15 protein-coding genes and 1 tRNA gene are annotated in these 18,061 nt (G+C 44.4%); 4 read left to right on the top strand and 12 right to left on the bottom strand.

Annotation, left to right across the window (positions count from 1 at the left end; translation table 11 throughout):
* Nucleotides 1-21: 21 nt before the first annotated feature.
* Nucleotides 22-405 (bottom strand): NUDIX domain-containing protein, encoded by a 384-nt coding sequence (locus OCV65_RS10910; RefSeq protein WP_262582089.1) that lies wholly within the window; start codon nucleotides 403-405, stop codon nucleotides 22-24.
* 107 nt (nucleotides 406-512) lie between these two features.
* Between OCV65_RS10910 and OCV65_RS10915 the strand changes: the two genes are divergently transcribed.
* The 3 genes from OCV65_RS10915 (at nucleotide 513) to OCV65_RS10925 (ending at nucleotide 3,374) form a co-directional block, all read left to right on the top strand.
* Nucleotides 513-1,373, top strand: a complete 861-nt coding sequence (locus OCV65_RS10915) for a class I SAM-dependent methyltransferase (protein ID WP_262582090.1) — start codon at nucleotides 513-515, stop codon at nucleotides 1,371-1,373.
* Nucleotides 1,374-1,376: 3 nt separating this feature from the next.
* Nucleotides 1,377-2,741, top strand: coding sequence for an NAD(P)/FAD-dependent oxidoreductase (locus OCV65_RS10920; protein ID WP_118453122.1), 1,365 nt, complete (start codon nucleotides 1,377-1,379; stop codon nucleotides 2,739-2,741).
* Between the two features lie 108 nt (nucleotides 2,742-2,849).
* Nucleotides 2,850-3,374 carry an adenine phosphoribosyltransferase gene (locus OCV65_RS10925; protein ID WP_262582091.1) on the top strand — a complete coding sequence of 175 codons (525 nt, stop codon included), beginning with the start codon at nucleotides 2,850-2,852 and terminating at the stop codon, nucleotides 3,372-3,374.
* A gap of 170 nt (nucleotides 3,375-3,544) precedes the next feature.
* Here OCV65_RS10925 and OCV65_RS10930 read toward each other — a convergent pair whose 3' ends face one another.
* The 11 genes from OCV65_RS10930 to OCV65_RS10980 form a co-directional block, all read right to left on the bottom strand.
* Entirely contained in the window at nucleotides 3,545-4,819 is a 1,275-nt protein-coding gene (locus OCV65_RS10930) for an ISL3 family transposase (protein WP_262582124.1), read from the bottom strand.
* 486 nt (nucleotides 4,820-5,305) lie between these two features.
* Complete coding sequence (locus OCV65_RS10935) at nucleotides 5,306-5,788, bottom strand: AlbA family DNA-binding domain-containing protein (protein ID WP_262582092.1); 483 nt, start codon at nucleotides 5,786-5,788, stop codon at nucleotides 5,306-5,308.
* 383 nt (nucleotides 5,789-6,171) lie between these two features.
* A tRNA-Asn gene (locus OCV65_RS10940) sits at nucleotides 6,172-6,243 on the bottom strand.
* A 72-nt stretch (nucleotides 6,244-6,315) separates the two neighbouring features.
* Nucleotides 6,316-6,912 carry a pyridoxal 5'-phosphate synthase glutaminase subunit PdxT gene (gene pdxT, locus OCV65_RS10945; RefSeq protein ID WP_262582093.1) on the bottom strand — a complete coding sequence of 199 codons (597 nt, stop codon included), beginning with the start codon at nucleotides 6,910-6,912 and terminating at the stop codon, nucleotides 6,316-6,318.
* A gap of 1 nt (nucleotide 6,913) precedes the next feature.
* Nucleotides 6,914-7,789, bottom strand: coding sequence for a pyridoxal 5'-phosphate synthase lyase subunit PdxS (gene pdxS, locus OCV65_RS10950; protein WP_262582094.1), 876 nt, complete (start codon nucleotides 7,787-7,789; stop codon nucleotides 6,914-6,916).
* 242 nt (nucleotides 7,790-8,031) lie between these two features.
* Nucleotides 8,032-9,072 carry an XdhC family protein gene (locus tag OCV65_RS10955; RefSeq protein ID WP_262582095.1) on the bottom strand — a complete coding sequence of 347 codons (1,041 nt, stop codon included), beginning with the start codon at nucleotides 9,070-9,072 and terminating at the stop codon, nucleotides 8,032-8,034.
* Nucleotides 9,073-9,106: 34 nt separating this feature from the next.
* Nucleotides 9,107-10,024: a CvpA family protein gene (locus OCV65_RS10960; protein ID WP_262582096.1), complete on the bottom strand. Its 918-nt coding sequence runs from the start codon at nucleotides 10,022-10,024 to the stop codon at nucleotides 9,107-9,109.
* A gap of 10 nt (nucleotides 10,025-10,034) precedes the next feature.
* Complete coding sequence (locus OCV65_RS10965; protein WP_262582097.1) at nucleotides 10,035-11,291, bottom strand: DUF5711 family protein; 1,257 nt, start codon at nucleotides 11,289-11,291, stop codon at nucleotides 10,035-10,037.
* Between the two features lie 84 nt (nucleotides 11,292-11,375).
* A complete protein-coding gene (locus OCV65_RS10970) occupies nucleotides 11,376-12,491 on the bottom strand; it encodes a LysM peptidoglycan-binding domain-containing protein (protein WP_262582098.1) in 1,116 nt (371 codons plus the stop codon).
* A 225-nt stretch (nucleotides 12,492-12,716) separates the two neighbouring features.
* Nucleotides 12,717-14,456, bottom strand: coding sequence for an ABC transporter ATP-binding protein (locus OCV65_RS10975; protein WP_262582099.1), 1,740 nt, complete (start codon nucleotides 14,454-14,456; stop codon nucleotides 12,717-12,719).
* Nucleotides 14,453-16,183, bottom strand: a complete 1,731-nt coding sequence (locus OCV65_RS10980; RefSeq protein WP_262582100.1) for an ABC transporter ATP-binding protein — start codon at nucleotides 16,181-16,183, stop codon at nucleotides 14,453-14,455. The genes OCV65_RS10975 and OCV65_RS10980 overlap by 4 nt, the downstream gene beginning before the upstream one ends.
* A gap of 219 nt (nucleotides 16,184-16,402) precedes the next feature.
* On the opposite strand from OCV65_RS10980, the gene hcp reads away from it, so the two are divergent.
* The gene (gene hcp / locus OCV65_RS10985) at nucleotides 16,403-18,040 is read left to right on the top strand and encodes a hydroxylamine reductase (protein ID WP_262582101.1); all 1,638 of its coding nucleotides are present in this window, start codon (nucleotides 16,403-16,405) and stop codon (nucleotides 18,038-18,040) included.
* Nucleotides 18,041-18,061: the final 21 nt, after the last annotated feature.

Consider the following 18,061-nt stretch of genomic DNA (forward strand, 5'->3'; position numbering starts at 1 on the left):
GATGGTTAAACGACAGCAATACTATGCTTCACTGCAGGGGGCTGCATAAGGTCGAACATTCTTGAGAATAAAGTGTAAACCAATATTGACAATATCATAGTATTCGCTGTGGTTGAAACAACAGCTTACTACATTCAGTCCAATTTCTTCTCGGACTTCACGTCTTAATGCATGTTCTGCAAATTCCCCTTTGTTGACATAGCCGGCTACCAGAATATTACGATCTTTTCCGTATTGCTTGATCAGCAGTAATTTCTTGCCGCCTGGTGCATATACAATAGTGCTGATCGCTGTATTAAAGGTTGGAAAGCGGAAGGCCTTACAGGCCTCGCAGTAAGGTATCTCACCTTCATTTTCCAGATGTCTGCGGATTAATTGGGTTCCGCATTCAGGACAATATGACATATAAATTTCCTCCGCATTATGAATTCTATGGGTTACTATAGCACGAAATATGATTCCACGCAACGACCTGGATTATTTGGTAAGGATTTTCGTTGCGGGCAGGAGGAATGACTGCTATACTGTATGTTGGAATAGAGCGGAGGAGTGATAAAAAGAAGCTTATGACGACTTTGGAAGAATATTATAATAAATTTAATGAGGACAAACGTCTGGACAGCCGACATGGCAGGGTGGAGTTTCAGACCTCTATGCATTATATTCATAAATATCTGGATCAGATCGCGGAAGAGACAGGCAAAAACAGACGAGAAATCCGTATATTGGATATTGGTGCAGGAACAGGCAGGTACAGCATTGCACTGGCTGAAGAAGGATATGATGTGACAGCGGTAGAGTTTGTAAAGCATAATCTGGGACGTCTGAAGCAGAAATGCAGCCTGGTGAAGGCATACCAGGGAAATGCATTGAAGTTAAAACGCTTTGAACCAGAGAGTTTTGATCTTGTATTACTGTTTGGACCAATGTATCATCTGAAAGGTGAAGGTGAGAAGCTTCAGGCGTTGCTGGAAGCGAAGCGTGTACTGAAACCGGATGGCGTACTGCTAGTGGCATATATTATGAATGAATTCAGCGTGCTGACTTATGCATTTAAGGAACGCCATATCAGGGAAGCTGTGCAGGAAGGAATGTTGGACGAAACATTTCACTGTACAGAGAAAGGAAATGAGCTCTATAGCATGGTTCGGTTGGAGGATATTGCAGAATTGAACTGGCAGGCGGGTATGGAACGGATACAGATCATTGCAGCAGACGGAGCAGCGAATTATATGCGTCCGTTTCTGAATGCGTTGGATGAAGATGAATTTGAACAGTTTATAACATATCACATGGCTACTTGTGAACGGATGGATCTGATGGGAGCATCCGGACATACGGTAGATATTTTGCGCAAGTCAAGGGAGGAATAAAGGATGAAGTATGATGTAGTGATAATCGGAGCAGGACCGGGAGGTATCTTTTCGGCATATGAATTGATGAAATTGAAGCCGGAACTGAAGGTTGTTGTATTGGAAGCAGGACAGCCTCTGGAGAAGAGAAAATGTCCGATTGATGGTAAGAAGATCAAGAATTGTATCCATTGTAAGAGCTGCGGAATCATGAATGGATTCGGAGGCGCAGGTGCATTTTCAGATGGAAAATACAATATTACGAATCAGTTTGGTGGTACTCTGCATGAATATATTGGTAAGAGAGAAGCAATTGATCTGATGAAGTATGTGGATGATATTAATATGAGCCACGGCGGTGAGGGTACGAAGCTTTATTCTACAGCTAATACAGAGATTAAGAAGACATGTCTGCAGAACGATCTGCATTTGCTGGATGCATCCGTACGTCACTTGGGAACAGACATTAATTACGTAGTCCTTGAGAACCTTTATAATGAATTAAAAGATAAGGTTGAGTTCCATTTCATGACACCGGTAGAGACAGTGGCGAAGAGTGGAGATGGTTATGTGGTGAAGACCGCAGATGCCGAATATACATGTGATAAATGTATTATTTCTGCAGGACGAAGTGGAAGTAAATGGATGGAAGGTGTATGTAAGGATCTGGAGATCCCGACCAAGTCCAATCGTGTGGATATTGGTGTGCGTGTAGAACTTCCGGCAGAAGTATTTGCACACCTGACAGATGAATTGTATGAAAGCAAGATTGTGTATCGTACACAGAAGTTTGAAGATCTGGTAAGAACATTTTGTATGAATCCGCGGGGAGTGGTTGTAAATGAGAACACGAATGGTATTGTAACGGTAAATGGTCACAGCTATGAAGATCCAGCATTGCATACAGAGAATACGAATTTTGCATTGTTAGTATCCAAGCATTTTTCAGAACCATTTAAGGACAGCAACGGATATGGTGAAAGCATCGCAAGATTGTCTAATATGCTGGGCGGAGGAGTAATGGTACAGCGTTTTGGGGATCTGATCCGTGGACGTAGAAGTACGGTATCAAGAATTGCTGAAAGCTATGTGACACCAACACTTGCAGCAACACCGGGTGACCTGAGTCTGGTTATGCCAAAACGTATTCTGGACGGTATTATTGAGATGATCTATGCACTGGACAAGATTGCTCCTGGTACAGCTAATGATGATACATTGCTGTATGGTGTAGAAGTGAAGTTCTATAATATGGAAGTAGAGATTGACAACCACCTGCAAACCAGACATGAAGGATTGTTTATTATCGGTGACTGCAGCGGTGTCACACATTCCCTGTCTCATGCATCGGCAAGCGGTGTGTGTGTGGCAAGATATCTTGCAGAATAAGAAAATATCAGAGACAGAGCAGAGAATGCATAACAGGAACAGTAGAATTTTGAAACAGACTATGGTATACTAGACGAGTAGTCATTATTTCACTAAGGAGCGATATTGATGAAAAAGATTGAAGAATATGTAAAAAGTATTCCGGATTTCCCGGAGAAAGGAATTATCTTTCGCGATGTGACAAGTGTGTTGCAGGATGCAGATGGATTACATCTTGCGATTGATGAGATGCAGAAGTTCCTGGAAGGTGTAGATTTTGATGTGATCGCCGGAACAGAGTCCAGAGGATTTATTTTTGGTGTACCAATCGCATATAATCTTCATAAAGCATTTGTGCCAGTCAGAAAGAAAGGTAAGCTTCCAAGAGAGACTGTTTCCGCTGAATACGAACTGGAATATGGCAAAGCAGAGATCGAGATGCATAAGGATGCTATTCAACCGGGACAGAAGGTTGTATTGGTGGATGATCTGATTGCTACAGGTGGCACGATTGAAGCGGCAGCCAGATTGGTGGAAGAGCTTGGCGGTGAAGTAGTGAAAATAATCTTCCTGATGGAATTAGAGGGCTTGAAAGGAAGAGAGAAGCTGAAAGGCTATGATGTGGAGAGCGTCATTCATTACGAAGGAAAGTAATGAATTTCTTTGGCGCTGTGTGATGCAGAATCCCCGGAGCCGGCGGTGCGGATATATATCCGATATCATTGCTGACTCCGGGTTTTATATATTTCCGGTATCGAAAATAGAATTCCAATCAGAATTGAGTATGACGTGCATATTTTATATATTTTTTGAAAAAAATAGGCTCAATCACAAATTTTGTGGGATTTCCGATTCCTCTCGTAGCTCTGTCGGCTCATATCGAATAGCTTCAGAAAGAAATATTCGTCATCAGGATATCCGTATCCCTGTCTGCGAAGAGTCTTGATTTTGTTGTTGATACCTTCAATCTTTGCAGCTGAGATATCATAAGTTGCGTGGGCGATAATGCCCTCAAAGTGGTTGCTAAGCAGACGCTCAAACCACAGGAAGTGTGGATTGCCCGTTGCCTTGCACATATCCATAATACTGATGATGTCTTCTGCCATAATGGCCTCATCTTTCCGAGAATAAGCCAGGTTAAGCTTTTCCTTGATCAGGTCCAGAGTAAATAGCAGCTGGTTCTCCTGAAGCAGTGCGTCATAGCGTTCCTCGTATCCTTCCTTACGGACAATACTGTCAGTTTTGAACAGACTGCTCCCTTTGTGAATCTGACGTTCTTCTCTGGCATCGGCATCCTTGGATTGAAGCGTTTTTCTGGAAGACATCAGGATATAGCGAGTCTTCTTTAATGCTCTGGCTGCTTCGACATTACCTTCTTCATAGAGTCGTCGCTGCTCGTCTTTGCGGACTTCGCTTACAACCTTGTCGTTAAAGTTCTTTACGATATGAAAGTAATCGAATACCGGCTGGATATGAGGACACTTCTCCTCGAAAGCTTCCTGAAAATCGGAGTTCATGTCACAGGCAACTGCCTCGACCTGATCCATCCATTTCAGACCGACATGCTCGATAAAGTCATATACAACCTGCTTTTTCTTACCACCGGCAATCCAAAGGATATGCCCGGTTTCCATATCGATGATGTGGGTCGCATATCGGTAACCATTATGCAGTTTGAACTCATCAATACCCAGAAATTTCGCGGGTTTTTCCGGCTTGATCAGCTTTCCATCATTAGTAGTATACAGTTCCCGGAGTCTCTCTTTATCGATATCCTTTACGGTATTCTTACCAAGGCCGGTAAGTTCAGCCACTTCCTTGTTTGTATAAACACCGGAAGCGAGTAGATCCCGGGTATACTGATACAGTTCTTCTGTGATCATATGACCAGGAGCCTTAAAAGAGATAAACTGCATCTTTGTAGATCCACACTTTGGACAGGCATACTGGTTGCGTGTAAAGGTCACGCAGCTAAGGCTGCCACCAAAGGGAAGATGTCTCAGATTTATAGAAGGATGATTATTTACATGCATCTTAGATCCGCAGGAGCAAAGAAGATTTTCCTCTGATGCATCAAGAGATCCTTCGAAACAAAACACTGTCCGACCTGATTTAGCGGTCTTAACAGAAGTAGATTCATTATGAAAGCCGTAAAGGCAGGAAGGAATCTTTAAAAAATCGGTAGATTGAGTAAATGCTAATTGTCCATTCGCTTCTTTTCGTATATAATCCAAGACAGAGGATCTCCTTTCGATTGGGTAAAATACGTCGGCCAAAACGTTTATTCCAATCTTAACGGAAGATCCTTTTTTATTCAATTAATACTGGAGCAAAAGCAACAACTGTTCTAAGGCTCCTGAGTCGGAGGGGAAAACCTAGCCACCCTTTAGGGCTTGGCCTTTACATGGTTCTCAGGCAATGCTACAATGCCTGATCCCGACGGCTCACAAATCACAACTGTTCTTGAGTTCTTCGCCGTCGGGGTGATTACCCTACGCATTACCTGAGGTTCATGTCAAGGCTGGCGGACGGCTTAGAAAACCTATAACGTGGTAACGTCAATCCCACGAAAAAAATGATTGACCCTATTTTTTTAGTAATTTTTCATCCACGTCTTCAATTGTTTTATTTGATGTTAAATTTTCCCATCGATTGCCATCGTCTTCGGTTTTCAAAAGAAAACTGGTTATTTCTTCTCTCGACATAACTAAATCTTCATCTGCAACTCTGATTCTCGCCACATTATATGCAAAATAAGGTATCTGTTTACCCGAAAACTTTACATGAATACAATCCCTTCCTCCTAATACCACTTTGCTTATTTCTGGATAAATTCTTGGTTCAATAAAATTTTTAATCTTCTGACTTACTTCTCGTAATGATTCTTCCGTCACAACTTGTCCAATTACTGTTCCATCTGTTTTTACACCAAAGTAAAGTTCTCCGCATTGATGCTTATTCAATATCGCACAAATAGAATGTACCGCTTCTTTTAATTCACCTGTTGATCTTTTAAATTCTAAAGTCTCCGTTTCGATTCCCAAATTCATATCATCACTCTCTTTCATATATTCCGCCCACACATTTAGACATTTTTTTGATACTTAATTAACCATTAAAAGGTTATATTTCATCATAAAAACCCACATTTTTATTATCCTGTTTTTCCTGATTATTTGGGAGCTCCCTGTCAGACATCTTTGATCATCATATACTCGAATGAGTTATTACAAGCCCTTGTATAGATTACATATGATATTAACACCTTTGATTGTATACGTCAACTTATTTCGAGATTTTGCTAAGAAAATAATTTAGAAACACAATCATCAGAAGTGCTAAAATGCACCTTCTGAGATTGTATGCGGTCGTTAAGATCCAGGGTAAGCTCGAACTTCCCCTCATCGCAATAGAAAAAAGACCTGTAAAGTTATACTTTACAGGTCTTAAACTCCCCGAGTTGGGCTCGAACCAACAACCCCACGGTTAACAGCCGTGTGCTCTACCATTGAGCTATCGAGGAATACGTGATTCATATCACTCGTTTAATATAACCCCTTGCGCGAAAAAATGCAAGGGGTTTTTGCAAATTTTTTTAATTTTTTCTACAATTGTTGTTTTTGATACAGTCAGCGATCAATCCCAGGAATTTTTCATGAATCCGGCTATCCGCATCCAGTTCCGGGTGAAATGACAAGCCGATCTGCGCGCCGTACTGCACTGCCACAATTCTGTCGTCTACATGGGCGAGCACCTGAACCTGCTCGTCTGCTGTCTCAATATAAGGTGCTCTGATAAATGTCATCGGCACTTCTCCAATGCCTTTCACTTCTGCATCTGTATGAAAGCTTCCCAGCTGTCTCCCATAAGCATTTCGCCGCACAGTGACAGGCAGTGTACCAAAGTACACGTGCTCGTCATTGCTTAAATGTTCTGCCAAAAGGATCAGTCCGGCACAGGTTGCCAGAACCGGCATCCCGCTTTCAATCTTTTCTTTCAAGGAATCGTACATCTCAAGTTCTCGCAAAAGTTTTCCCTGTACGGTACTCTCACCTCCCGGAAGTATCAGGCCGTCAAATGGCTGTTCCAGATCTTCTTTTTTCCGAAGCTCGATACATTCTGCGCCAAGTGATTCCAGCTTTTTCCGATGTTCGATGAACGCGCCCTGTACTGCAAGTATCGCTACTCTCACTTTATTTGCCCCTCTCTGCCATCAGAAGTTTAATCTCCTGTTCGTTGATTCCGACCATTGCTTCTCCAAGGTCTTCTGAAAGTTCTGCCAGCATCTTCTGATCTTTGTAATTTGTAACGGCTTTTACGATCGCTGCTGCACGTTTCTTCGGATCACCGGACTTAAAGATACCAGAACCTACAAATACACCTTCTGCGCCAAGCTGCATCATAAGTGCCGCATCAGCCGGAGTTGCCACACCACCTGCTGCAAAATTTACAACCGGAAGTTTTCCATTACTATGTACATATTCCACCAACTCATATGGCACCTGAAGCGTCTTAGCCGCCTCAAACAGTTCATCGTCTCTCATTGACACAAGCTGCGCGATCTGCTGATTCATCTTTCGCATATGTGTCACTGCCTGAACCACATCTCCGGTTCCCGGTTCTCCTTTCGTACGGATCATCGATGCACCTTCATTGATTCTTCTCAGTGCTTCTCCAAGATCCTTTGCTCCACATACAAACGGCACTTTGAACTGACGCTTGTCAATATGGTATACATTATCCGCCGGTGATAATACTTCACTTTCGTCTATGTAGTCAATCTCGATGGCCTCTAAAATCTGCGCTTCTACGAAATGTCCGATTCTGCATTTCGCCATAACCGGGATGGAAACAGCTTCCTGGATACCTTTGATCATTTTCGGATCACTCATACGCGATACACCGCCTGCAGCACGGATATCTGCCGGAATCCTCTCCAGCGCCATGACTGCACATGCACCTGCTTCTTCTGCGATCTTTGCCTGCTCCGGTGTCGTAACATCCATGATGACGCCACCCTTCAACATCTGTGCCAGCTGTTTATTTAATTCATATCTTTCTGTACTCATTTTCAGATCCCTCCTGCTTTTTATCATTTATTATCGTTATTTACCTATAGGATTAGTATGAATGTTACTCCATGTATGGACTGTTTAAAATATCCAGTTTTTATATTTTTAACCAGACCACTTTGTTGTTACAATGTCATCTCGCCTAGCGTCTTGAGCAAGCTCAGACTTTGACTCGTCGCGATACAAAAAAAGAATGCTTCGAAAATTCAAAGCATTCCTTTCACATTTTCATCTATTCCTTATACTTTTCCAGAAATCATTTCCATCAGTACATCCGCAATACCACCGCATACCATACCTTCATCTTCCGCATCTGCTCCCGTCAAATCTACATGACAAATCCTGGCTCCGCTCTCTCCGTTCCGGATCATCTGCAATGCTTTCTGTAGTATATTCGACTCCATGCAACCGCCTCCGATCGTTCCAATACAGGTGCCATCTGCAAGTACCAGCATCTTCACGCCAATTCCCTGCGGAGCTGATCCTTTTCTGGTAATAATCGTTGCCATTACTTTCGCATCCGGATACTTTTCCTCATCACAAATGACGCGGATCATATCTTTAGAATATCCGAATGTACGCTTCTTTTTATTCTTCACTTCGATGATCTCAGCCATGATCGCCACACCAATCTCTACCGGTGTCTCTGCGCCAATATCCAGTCCGATCGGCGTATACACTTCATCCAGCACTTCCTGATCACATCCATTTTCCACTAACAATCTCTTAACCAATGCCACTCTTCTGCGGCTTCCGATCATACCGATATACGCATGTTCTTTCTGCGTAATCTTTTCCAGACACACCTGATCATATCGATGTCCCCTGGTCACAATGACAAAATACGTATCTGAACTTCCCAAAATCTGATCGAGTGCTTCTGCAAATGGTTCACAGATTACCTGATCGGCACCTGCCCTTCTGGCATTATCTGCGAATTTCGGTCGGTCTTCCAACACAGTTACTTTCATTCCCATCATGATCCCGATCTTGATCACAGGTATCGACACATGTCCGCCGCCGCAGACTACCAGATGCTTTTCCTGACCTAAGGTATCACAAAACACCTTACATCCATCAACTGTCTCGATTCCGCTTTCTTGCAACTGACTGACAGCCTCTTCTCGTCCGTCAAAGAAACTTTTCGCACTACTTTTCCAGACTATCTGACCATTAGAGATCAGTGCTTTCTCCCCCAGATATTCTGGTTCCAGTGCTGTCACTGCTATATTCACGCTGCCCAGTTCGCAACGTTCCACAGCCTCAAATAATTCTATCATTGGTTTTTGTCCCCATCATATTCCATAACATATTTTACAACTTCATGGATGTCGCCAGTTTCAACACCGGATTATACTCATAAATCGTTTTGAGAAATTCATTTTCCTGAATCATAGCAATCATGCTTTGTCCGATTCCGGTTGTGCACAACATTGTGATCACAAGAAATACCAGCCACACGATTATCAGTACCATCAGCATACCAAGCACACCTCCTGCCAGGCGATTCACCAGACCAACTACCGGAAGCTCCGACACCACATTCAGCGAGAAAATAATCGCCCGAAGTATGATCGAAACAACTATAAATGTCAGCAAAAATGCCGCTACATTAATAATCAGTTTTGCCATATAAGCAGACACATAACTCACAAATTCGGTCACACCAAGCTTATCGTAGATCTCACTGTTGTTGTTCGTCAGAAGCAGATTCTTAAATACCGATGGTATGTCAGCATTCTCGATTGCCGAGATCTGCATATCTCGTGGAATTTCGATGTTTTCCGGTGACTCAGTCCCATTATCTGCACTCTGTTGATTAATGCCATCCAGGATATTCCGCGAAATTCCCATTTCTGCCAGATCATTCTTGCTGATACTACCGTTCGCAATATCTTCTACGGTAATACCAAGTTCATTTAGTCTGTCTTCGTCCACGCCCGCTGCTTTCAGCGCATTCCGAATCTGGTCTTCTTTGTTCGTTCCGTCTTCTTCGCTGTCTCCCATGACCATCCCGGCAATTGTAGACTCTATCTTCGTCTCCAGAACATCCTGTACAGGTGTCATCTTTGTAATTCCTTTACTCACATACGGTGTCAAAAAGAAGACTAGCACAAATGTCACGATTGTTGCCAGAAGTGATACTGTGATTTTAATCGCCCCTCTTGCAATACCTATGATCAGACCGAGCAAAAAAGCTCCTGCCACAACGGCCACTAACCAGTTATCCATATATTTCTCCTTACTTTACAAACCGGACAACTTCCATCCCATTTGCACTCATCACTATATATTTGTTCACTCCGAATGTAGGGAATATCTCCAGAATAACATCATCCACTTCACCCTGATATTTATGAATGCCGTTACGGGTATAAACACTACATTTTTTACCATCGTACATCAATACCTGACTGCCACTGATCTTCACATTGGCATAATCACCGGTAAAGTCTTCCGACAGGATCTTCTTGCCCGACTTATTATACAGGCACAGTTCGTATCCGCCTTTTCCTTCATTTTTTAAAACCAGACCGATATATTTGTCACTGTGAAATGCACTCTTGATCTTTTTATTTATTGTAATATTCTTGGAAAGCTTCGGCTTCTCTGCACCCTTGTAAATGAGCAGACTGTTATCTGTCACTACTGCTGATGTATCCGCATCCATATAATCTGCTGATGCAGCCACAACTCCAGGATACTCGTCTGATGTCACTTCATAATCCTGACTCTTTTCCTTGGTTCCATCAAAGCTATAATATACTACTTTGGTCAGAATCTGACCTTTCTGCACACTGAGATAGGATACCAGAAGCATCTTGCCGTCCTCCGACAGACTGATATCCATTGGATATCCCGTACCAGCGAGAGAGGTGGTAAGCTCTACAAGCACATTACCTTCCGCATCATAGCAGACCAGCTTCGGTGAGGCATTGGTCGTAAGTACTGCACAGACAATCCCCTGCGAAGACACGGATACCCGTTCTACCGGAAGTGCCGTCTGCATCTCTCCTTTCAGACCTTTTTTATCCATAACCATGATCGTATTGCCACCTTTGTCGGCTACAACCACTGCTTCATCTTGCCATGTATTTACAATGGGATTCTTGATCTGATAAGGTTGATTCCACTCTTCATCGCCCTTGCGGTTCACCAGCGCGATACCATCCTTACTATATTTCAACACTCCATTGCCAAATTCCAGATAGCTTACATTCCCTTCTGCATTGATCTCATAAGTCGTACTGACTCTGGATGTCGTATAGGTTCTCAGATTGATCACCAGTGCCATTGCTACAACTACGACGATGATCAGAACTGCTGCGATAATCCTCTTTGTCTTCTGACTCTTCCTATGCTTACGCACCTGTTCGTCAATCTCCTCCTGCACGCCATCTTCTTCCCGGAGCTCCTTCAGCACCTCATCAATCAGTGCGTCGGTCTCATCCTCATGACTCTCTACTATATGTATATCTGGTTTCTTCTTTCGTCTCATTATTATCCCCTTTTACTCTACAGTAACGGTTTTATTCAACATTCCGTTTACCGCCTACTTGGACTTCCTTATCATACCACACTTTTATGGCAATAACAATTTCTGTCCGATGAATATCAGATTGCCATCTTTTAATCCATTCATCCTGCAGATTGCATCCGTTTCTGAAGTTGTCCCATAGAGCTTTTTGCTGATCAGATCCAGGGTATCTCCCTTCTGTACCACATAATACTCCTCAGATGCACCCTGCAGCTCCTCCTGAATCGTAGACGGATCCGGTGTAGTTCCTCCATTCGTCTCCTGCGATGCTTCATCAGTTCCGCCCACACTCTCTCCCTGGTCACCCTGCCCGGTCTGTTCTGCGATCTGCTGATCACTCTGCTCATCTGAATTCTGCGCATCTTGCTGCGCATTGTTTCCGGATGATCCGTTTGCTCCCATATTCGAAGACAACGTTTCGATCGAATTCTGTACAGAATTCATTTTATCATAATTATTCATGGTTGAGATACCGATTGCAAGCACTATTACAACTAACAGGACACTTGTCAGATATACGTATCTGGATTCCCGTCTCTGCTCTCTGACTTCCATCCGCCCTTTTATGGTGCTGCGAAAATCCTTTGCAGCTCGATCCTCAACCACTTCGCTGGGTGTCACGCCAATCTGCCTGCGTTCACGGATCATGTAACTCTGCATGTCCGGATTCTTTTCATAAAATATATAATGCCCGCCAATCTCCATCAGCTCTTTGAATTTATAGGCAAAATATAATTCTTCTTCCTGTCCTTTCAAGATCAATAAACTATTCTTTTCCGGCAATAATTTTTCGTGCGCTTTCGCCATTTCCCGGCTTAACGCAAGCGGTCTGTCCGGTACAGTCTGAAACCATCCTATAATGTCCATTTCATGGAAATATTCCCGGCTCTCCACCTTTGCCGTTTCCAGTTCTTCTTTCGTGATCACCGGATTTATTTCCTCCGAAATACTATCCTTCACCTGCAAGGCACCGGTCACAAAGATACATTCTTCTCCCTCAATCTGTACCTTTTCTCCCAGCAAAAATGCCGTTATCGTCACTTCTCTTCCCTGTTCTTCCAATTGATTCAGAAATGTCTCCACATAATCTTCCACGTAAATGCGCGGACTGTCACTGACATTTCCGATCTGTTTTACATTTTTTGGAAATTGTCTCTCCATTTATACTCACCTCACCCAATATTTGCGCCTATCATAGCACGTGATCTGCGCGTATTTTAGCAATCGGTGAGATCTGTCTTCACAAAGTTTCTTCTTTTTCTCCTGCGGTACACGAAAAAGCGCCCCGGCAATTGCCGCAGGCGCTTCTCTTCTGTCGTTATTCTATTGATGATGTCGAAATACTTCTTATATCTCTATAACTGTTCAGAGCACCTGAAAATCTGCTCAGCTCTGAACAGTTACAAACTGACTGTTATACAGATTCGCATAGAAACCGCCTGCTGCCAGCAGCTCTTCGTGATTCCCCTGCTCGATAATACTTCCGTCTTTCATAACCAGGATTACATCTGCCTCACGGATCGTTGAGAGTCTGTGTGCTACGATAAAGCTGGTACGTCCCTTCATCATTTTTGCAAAAGCGGACTGGATCTTCATTTCCGTACGTGTATCAATGGAAGATGTTGCTTCATCCAGAATCAGCATCATCGGCAGACACAGCATGGCTCTCGCAATACACAGCAACTGTCTCTGTCCAGCTGACAGATTACCGCCGCCACCTGTGATCATGGTGTCATATCCCTTCGGAAGTCTGCGGATAAAGGAATCTGCATGAGCTGCCTTTGCTGCCTCTATAATCTCTTCCTCTGTGGCATCTGGCTTGCCATAGGCGATATTTTCCCGAACTGTCCCAGTGCAGAGCCAGGTGTCCTGAAGCACCATCCCATATCTCCCTCTCAGATCAGGTCTCGTCATATCCCGGATATCCGCGCCATCTACACGGATCTCACCGGAATCCACATCATAGAATCTCATCAGCAGATTAATGATCGTTGTCTTACCACACCCGGTCGGTCCGACAATCGCCACACGCTCACCAGGCTTTACCTTCAGATTCAGCTCTCTGATCAGTGGTCTGTCCGGCACATACCGGAATGCTACGTGGTCAAGTTCCACCTCACCTTTACACTCCGGACTGATCGCCGGATCTTTTTCCGGCACCTGATCTGTCTCTTCCAGGATATCAAAAATACGTTCCGCACAGGAAATCGCATTCTGCAATTCTGTTACCACACTGCTGATCTCATTAAATGGCTTCGCATACTGACTGGCATAATTCAGGAACACGCTCAACTGCCCGATGGTAATACCGCCGGATACTGTAAAAAATGCTCCGATCAATGTAATCACCGCATACACGATATTATTCACCAGACGGGTACTGGGATTGGTCAGACTGGAGAAGAATGTTGCCTTCATCGCCACCTGCTGTAATTTATCATTTACCTCATCGAATTCTGCAAGTTTCTCCTCTTCCAGACCAAATGCTTTGACTACGCGCTGTCCTTCTACCAGTTCATTGATCATAGCAGTCTGCTCACCACGGATTGCCGCCTGTGCCTCAAAAAACTTATGAGTTGCGGAAGCAATAAATCTTGCAACCAGGATAGACAGCGGCGTCAATATCAGCACCGTCAGTGCGATCAGTGTATTCAGATACAGCATAATTCCAAGAATCGCTACAATCGTGATCACACCGGAAAACAACTGGGTAAATCCCATCAGCAGACCGTCCGCAAAGGTATCCACATCCGCTACCATACGGCTGACCAGATCTCCGGTCGGATGATTATCCAGAAAAGCAAGTGGCAGACGGTGCATTTTCCTGCTGACCTTATCACGCATATCTCTGCACACCCGGTACGTAACCCGGTTATTAAATGCCGCCATAATATACTGCGCTGCTGCTGCGATCACAGCTACCACTCCAAGGATGAGCAGATAATGATCGCGGTCGCCATGCGCCGCTGCTCCTTCTGCAAAGGTATCGATCACATTTCCCGTAAACACCGGGATCAGCAGACTCGCCGTTACGCTGAGCAGTGCACACAGCAGGCTGCACAGCACATATAACTTATAAGGTCGGATCAGAAATAATATCTTTTCCCATGTACGTTTTTCTTTCATGATCTCGCCTCCGTTTTCTTTTCAAACTGACTTTCATAAATTTCCCGGTATACCTGACAGGATGCAAGCAGTTCCTCGTGGGTACCGATGCCTGCCATCTGTCCGTCATCCAGTACCAGAATCTGATCTGCATGAGCGATCGTTCCTGCGCGCTGACTGACGATAAACACGGTTGTTTCTTCCGGCAATGTTTTTAATGCTTTCCGAAGTGCCGCCTCGGTCGCATAATCCAGTGCCGATGAGCTGTCATCTAATATCAGGATATCTGCCTGGGCAACCAACGCTCTTGCAATAGTAAGACGCTGTTTCTGTCCGCCGGAGAAATTAGCACCGCCCTGTTCTACCGGCTCATCCAGTCCGCCAGCCTTTCCGCGGACTACTTCAGCCGCCTGGGCAATCTCCAACGCTCTCCACATCTCATCCTCTGTAGCATCCGCTTTTCCCATTAGCAGATTACTGCGGATTGTTCCGGTAAACAGCTGTGCCTTCTGTGGCACGATTGCAATCTTCTCCCGCAGAGCCTCCTGACTCCAATTCTGGATCGGCTCACCATTCAAATAGACAGTCCCCTTCGCCGCATCATAAAATCGCAGAATCAATTGTACCAGCGAGGACTTACCACTTCCCGTACCTCCAATAATGCCGATGGTCTGTCCTTTCTTTGCCGTAAATGTAATATCCGTCAGGGAATCGGCTCCCGCGCCTGCATAGCGCATATCTACATGTTCAAACCGAACTGCCTCTGTTGTCTCAGTTCCTTTTGCATTTCCCTCAAAGGTCATTGAACTTTCCATATCCAGTACCTGACCGACACGTCCCATACTTGCAAGCGACTTGCTGATGATAACGATCAGATTAGCAAGCTTCACAAGTTCCACCAGAATCTGATTAATATAATTGATCAGCGCAATGATGTCTCCGGAAAAGAGCACACCACTCTCTACCATACCGGAACCAAACCATAGAACTGCAATGATAACTGCATTGATCGTCACATAAGTTAGTGGATTCATGATCGCCGACATATCTCCCACATAAATCTGTGCGTGCAGCAGCTTACTGTTGCGTTCTGCAAAGTTCTTAATCTGTGTCTCTTCTCTTCCAAATGCACGAATCACACGTACACCTGTCAGATCTTCCCGTGTCGCCTCGGTGATCTTATCCAGCTTCTGCTGTGTATGTCTATATAACGGAGCCGTCAGCTTCATCACACCAAACACGATGATGAATAATACGATAATTGCCGCAACAAACAGCAATGCTATTTTCGCATTGATCGTAAATGCCATGATCATCGCGCCAAATACAATGAACGGACTTCTCATGAAAAGACGCAATGTCATATTCAGTCCATTCTGCACCTGATTCACATCGCTGGTCATACGTGTGATCAGCGTTGCCGCTCCTGTCTGATCAAATTCCGTGAGGCTGAGACTCTGGATCTTGTCCAGCAGTTCATGCCGAAGTCCTGCGGATGTTCCCGTTGCTGCTCTTGCTGCAAAATACTGTGCGGTAAAACTGCAGGTAAGTCCAAGCAGTGCCATCATAAGCAGTAATCCGAAATGTGTCAGTATATAATGTGTATCCCTGCCCGCAATTCCCACATCGATCAGATCTGCCACGATCAGTGGCACGATCAGGTCAAAGCATGCTTCCAGCATCTTAAACAGCGGTGCAAGTATTCTTTCTTTTTTGTATTTCTTCAAATACGGTATCAGATATTTCACGTTCTTATTCTCCTGTCATCCTGTAACCGCTCCACACAGTTACTTCCATTTGTCATGCTATAATAGCATAACATTTTTAGTATATTACAGATAGCTCTGAACTTCAAATATTACTACCTTATATTACCCTGAAAATTGTATTCCAAACCACGTTTAACAAGTGGAAAATGGGAGAAACTACCTATGATATGATTAACCTAATTCAAGGAGGAACTATCTATGGATTACAACATGTTCTGTTATCAATGTCAGGAAACTGCCGGTAATTCCGGCTGTACCCGTGTCGGTGTCTGCGGCAAACGACCTTCCGTATCGAATCTGCAGGATCTCTTAGTGTATGTTACAAAGGGACTTTCCGCTGTCACCACCCGTCTCCGTAAAGAAGGAATGCCAGTCTCCGGTAATGTCAACCATCTTGTTACATTCAATCTGTTTGTGACAATCACCAATGCCAATTTCGACGAAGACTTCATTACTGATCGCATCATTAAAACTCTCGAACAGACGCAGCTTCTTCTACGTCAGTTAAAGGATACTTCTGATCTTCCGGACGCTTCGACCTGGTATGGGGCTGTCGATACCTTTACCGAAAAAGCTGCAGAATCTGGCATCTTATCCAGCGATGATGACGATATCAACTCGCTTCGGGCTCTGATTACGTACGGACTCAAAGGATTATCCGCTTACACAAAGCACGCCAACGCCCTGCTTCAGGACAGTGAAAAACTGGATGCATTTATCCAACGGGCATTAGCCGATACCTTAGATGATGAACTGACTGTTCCTGAGCTTGTAGATCTGACTCTGGAAGTCGGCAGACGCGGTGTCGAGGGAATGGCACTCCTGGACAAAGCTAACACCGACGCTTACGGGAATCCTGAAATTACCAACATCCGGATTGATGTTGGAACACGCCCGGGCATTCTGGTATCTGGTCACGACCTGCGGGATCTGGAAATGCTCTTAGAGCAATCAAAAGACAGTGGCATCGACATTTATACCCACTCCGAAATGCTTCCTGCCAACTCTTATCCTGCATTCAAGAAATACCATCATTTCTATGGCAACTACGGTGGATCCTGGTGGAAACAAAAAGAAGAATTTGAAGCATTTCACGGTCCCATCCTCATGACCACCAACTGCCTCGTACCACCAAATTCCAGTTATCAGGATCGCATCTACAACACTGGTCCTGTGGGCTATCCTGGCTGCCATTACATTCCGGGCGGAATCGGAGAAGAGAAAGATTTCTCGGAGATCATCGAGCACGCAAAAAAATGCCCACCTCCGGAGCAACTGGAAAGCGGCACGATTATCGGCGGTTTCGCCCATGCACAGGTCTTCGCACTCGCCGACCAGATCGTAGACGCCGTCCGTTCCGGTGCCATACGCAAATTCGTCGTCATGGCAGGATGCGACGGACGTTTTAACAGTCGCGAATATTATACGGAATTTGCCAAAGCACTCCCGGACGATACTGTCATCCTGACCGCCGGCTGCGCCAAATACCGCTACAACAAATTAGATCTCGGCGATATTAACGGTATCCCACGTGTACTGGATGCCGGACAGTGTAACGACTCTTATTCCATTGCCGTCATCGCGCTGAAATTGCAGGAAATATTCGGGCTGGATGACATCAACGAGCTTCCGGTCATTTACAATATTGCCTGGTATGAACAGAAAGCTGTATTGGTGCTGCTGGCGCTGTTGTCTCTCGGAATCAAGAATATCCATCTCGGTCCGACACTGCCAGCATTCTTAAGCCTAAATGTTACCAAAGTGCTGGTTGAGAACTTTGGAATCGCAGGAATTACTACCGTAGAAGAAGATATGAATCTGTTTTTCGGTAATTAACCATGCAAAAAACGGATGTGC

The sequence above is a fragment of the Dorea ammoniilytica genome, from assembly GCF_025567415.1.
GTDB classification, from domain to species: domain Bacteria; phylum Bacillota; class Clostridia; order Lachnospirales; family Lachnospiraceae; genus Claveliimonas; species Claveliimonas ammoniilytica.

What these genes read in the sequence shown, in the direction of transcription:
- OCV65_RS10910 (WP_262582089.1), bottom strand. Translation starts at nt 405, where the DNA reads ATGTCATATTGTCCTGAATGCGGAACCCAATTAATCCGCAGACATCTG.
- OCV65_RS10915 (WP_262582090.1), top strand. Translation starts at nt 513, where the DNA reads ATGACTGCTATACTGTATGTTGGAATAGAGCGGAGGAGTGATAAAAAG.
- OCV65_RS10920 (WP_118453122.1), top strand. Translation starts at nt 1,377, where the DNA reads ATGAAGTATGATGTAGTGATAATCGGAGCAGGACCGGGAGGTATCTTT.
- OCV65_RS10925 (WP_262582091.1), top strand. Translation starts at nt 2,850, where the DNA reads ATGAAAAAGATTGAAGAATATGTAAAAAGTATTCCGGATTTCCCGGAG.
- OCV65_RS10935 (WP_262582092.1), bottom strand. Translation starts at nt 5,788, where the DNA reads ATGAAAGAGAGTGATGATATGAATTTGGGAATCGAAACGGAGACTTTA.
- pdxS (WP_262582094.1), bottom strand. Translation starts at nt 7,789, where the DNA reads ATGAGTACAGAAAGATATGAATTAAATAAACAGCTGGCACAGATGTTG.
- OCV65_RS10955 (WP_262582095.1), bottom strand. Translation starts at nt 9,072, where the DNA reads ATGATAGAATTATTTGAGGCTGTGGAACGTTGCGAACTGGGCAGCGTG.
- OCV65_RS10960 (WP_262582096.1), bottom strand. Translation starts at nt 10,024, where the DNA reads ATGGATAACTGGTTAGTGGCCGTTGTGGCAGGAGCTTTTTTGCTCGGT.
- OCV65_RS10965 (WP_262582097.1), bottom strand. Translation starts at nt 11,291, where the DNA reads ATGAGACGAAAGAAGAAACCAGATATACATATAGTAGAGAGTCATGAG.
- OCV65_RS10970 (WP_262582098.1), bottom strand. Translation starts at nt 12,491, where the DNA reads ATGGAGAGACAATTTCCAAAAAATGTAAAACAGATCGGAAATGTCAGT.
- OCV65_RS10975 (WP_262582099.1), bottom strand. Translation starts at nt 14,456, where the DNA reads ATGAAAGAAAAACGTACATGGGAAAAGATATTATTTCTGATCCGACCT.
- hcp (WP_262582101.1), top strand. Translation starts at nt 16,403, where the DNA reads ATGGATTACAACATGTTCTGTTATCAATGTCAGGAAACTGCCGGTAAT.